Annotated in this window: 2 protein-coding genes; both read right to left on the reverse strand. The window is 25.6% G+C overall.

Annotated features, from left to right (window positions below; genetic code table 11):
* Nucleotides 1–253: 253 nt before the first annotated feature.
* On the reverse strand, nt 254–1,009 hold the full coding sequence (locus tag DG508_RS13625; RefSeq protein WP_159090830.1) for a hypothetical protein: 756 nt from the start codon (nt 1,007–1,009) through the stop codon (nt 254–256).
* 300 nt (nt 1,010–1,309) lie between these two features.
* Nucleotides 1,310–2,422, reverse strand: coding sequence for a right-handed parallel beta-helix repeat-containing protein (locus DG508_RS13630; protein WP_159090831.1), 1,113 nt, complete (start codon nt 2,420–2,422; stop codon nt 1,310–1,312).
* Nucleotides 2,423–2,969 lie beyond the last annotated feature (547 nt).

Here is a 2,969-nt window from a genome sequence, read left to right on the forward strand (position 1 = left end):
TTTCATAAACAACGTAGAGAACTGTTTCCTTATTTTGATCTTACTTATTATGAAATGCAAAAAGATGTAAGTTTCTCTATAAATAAAAAGAAATACAATGTAGTCAACTCTTTTTGAAAACAGACTCTATACGATCTCAAATCGTTCATTTTTTTCTAATTACTGGTTACGCTAACTACCTAATAAACAAGAATAATACTCTTGACAATAACTTATGCTCTAATTAGAATAAGTTATTGTAAAAAATATTATTTTAGTTATTTGGAACTTTGATTGGGGCTTCTTCTTCAATAAAATATGATTTTATTAGTTTACCGTCTTTATTATAGTACTTAATTTTATTTCCTTCAGTTATCTGAAAATTACCATTGGGATATAATGTTTTCAAGTGGCCATTAGGATAGCTATCAGAATATGTATTTTCAGTTAAAATACCAGTTTTATTATTATAATTACTTGATATAGACACACCTAGTAGTTTATTTTCCTCTACTGTTATTTGTAAGTTACCTTTTTCGTCATAATCGTACGATTTATAGTAAAGGGTTTTGTTTTTTAAATTACTTCTAGATTCATAAGTTATTTTTCCTAACTTATTAAATCTAGATTCATAAATAGTATCATTTAGAACAATTTCTTCTGTTTCTAATTGTTTAGAACCTATTTCTGGGTAAAACATTTTTCTTTTAATAACTCTACCATTATCTAAATAAATTTCTAATTTTTTAGTTCCATGTTTAAATAATATTGGGCTTTTTATAGACTGATTTTCTTCAATGGTTAATAACAAAAAGAAATCTAAATCAGAACCTTTAGGGTCAATAAAATTTATTTTATATTGATTTGGGGTTAATTTAGTACTGTCTTTTTTTGAAATAACGAAATAGGAGTTGATACTGGTTGCAGACTTAGGTATTAACAATTTATTTGATTCAATTTCTACCTGTGTAAATCCATTTAATGGATATAAAAAAAATAATAGAATTAAGTGTTTTAAGAAGGTATTCATTTTTTTACTTGTTGCCAATATGTTTGTATAAGATTAGTTGAGTGATTTAAGCAACTAATTTAGCAAATACAAACCGAATAGAAAATCTGTTAGGGTTTTCGTAAGTAGGCTTGAGCTAATAATTAATTTTATATTGTGCGGCTGTTGCACAACTATCTTTTTTGATATTAAGCTAAAATTTTGAACAAAACCTAAAATAATTAGCACTAAAAATCAGTTAGTTGTGTTTGCTCAGGAAATCATAAAAGATGATTCTAAAAGTATTTCGAGTTGTATAACAGTCACCTTTGTTGGCAAATGTTATTTTATTTTTATTTTTTTAAATTTATCATTCTTGTTGAAACTAAAAGACCATATCTCTTGATTTTTAGCATTTTCATTTATTACAATTCTATTCCTAATAATTTTGTATTTATTAATTGTGAAGCCCTTTTTCTTTAAACTAAAATATAAAAATAAGAAGTCTGATTGGGTGTTTTTCTCCTTGTCTATAATTTTATAATCCTTGCTGAAAAGACTTACGAATTCAACATTTCGATTATCGTTATCAGTTTCCAGTTGTGACATTAAAAAAACTATGAATAATTTTAACATTGCATTACGTTTTTCCTTTTTAAATAATGCATAGTTATTTTGAGAACTATCTTCTATATATCCTTGTAAATTAAAAATGAATGGATTATTATTTATTTCACAATTTTCAAAATTTGCATAAGGTAAATCGCCTAAAGAAGTATATATTAATTTTTTGGATTGATTGTTATTTATAAGGCAATTTTTAAATGTTAGGTAACTTACATCTGAATAAATAAGAGATTCAGCCCACTGATGGTTATCAAATATATTACACTCTTCAAACTTTATGTTAAACGAATTTATACTATAAATGGCATGAAAACTATTATTGTAAATATTTACATTGTAAAACTTTACATCATTGGCACCAATTAATACAGTTCCAATTACACCACTTCCGTTCAAAGAACAATCCTTAATAGTTATCTCACTTGATAATAGAATTGATAATACCGAACCAGAGCAAACTAAAGATGTATGAAAAATAGAGATGCCTTCTAATACAATACCTCTACAATTCTTGAAACTTAAGATATTATCACTATCATTATCTGAAATGATATTTGTATGTTCCTCACTTCTTATTATTAAATTTTGATATCCATTTAATACTAACCCAGAAGAAAAATAATAACTTTTTAATTCTCTTTTTATTGGTTTTTTATGTGTATACCAGTGTTCTTCGGTAATCTCTTTGATTCCTATATTTTGTTCCAAATTTTCTAATGTGAAGTTGAATGTTTCACATTGAATTATTATTTCTGTATTGTCATCTAAGGCACTAAAGAATTCCTTTACACTATTGACTTTAATTGTTTTATTTATTTCTAATGCCATTGCTTTTACAGAAATAAATAACATAATTGATATGTAGAGTGGTTTCATAATAACTATACATCTTATATATTCAGAATAAAAATACTATTATTTTTTATCATACGCTTTGTAGGGAACTCTCATAAAAATTAATAAATACTGTATGGTTGTGGGTTATGGGTATTTACTAAAACTATGATGTCATAAAGAAAGCCCTTACAAAGAGGTATAGTGTATTGTTTTTATGGTGGTTACGGAGGTGTATTATGGTTATTATTGTTGGCAAAACGTGTAGTACTTTCTTCTTTATTTAGGTACAAATACGGTATACGAACTCATCAACCCCCTATTATTTTGTATGACTAAATCGAATAGTATTGTTTTGTGGTTATAAATACAAAAAAAAATAATTATGACATTAAGAACATTTGCGCTCGTATTTTTTTCTTTGACCTTTTTTAATTCTAATGCACAAAGTAAAGAAGTTACTTCCTATAGTTATAAAAAAGGAGAAATCTTGGATGTTATGCTATTAACAATGGTATCAGATTCAAAAGAGAAATTTGAT

Origin of the sequence: Aquimarina aquimarini (assembly GCF_900299535.1) — a bacterium.
GTDB lineage: Bacteria > Bacteroidota > Bacteroidia > Flavobacteriales > Flavobacteriaceae > Aquimarina > Aquimarina aquimarini.

What these genes read in the sequence shown, in the direction of transcription:
- DG508_RS13630 (WP_159090831.1), bottom strand. Translation starts at nt 2,422, where the DNA reads ATGGCATTAGAAATAAATAAAACAATTAAAGTCAATAGTGTAAAGGAA.
- DG508_RS13625 (WP_159090830.1), bottom strand. Translation starts at nt 1,009, where the DNA reads ATGAATACCTTCTTAAAACACTTAATTCTATTATTTTTTTTATATCCA.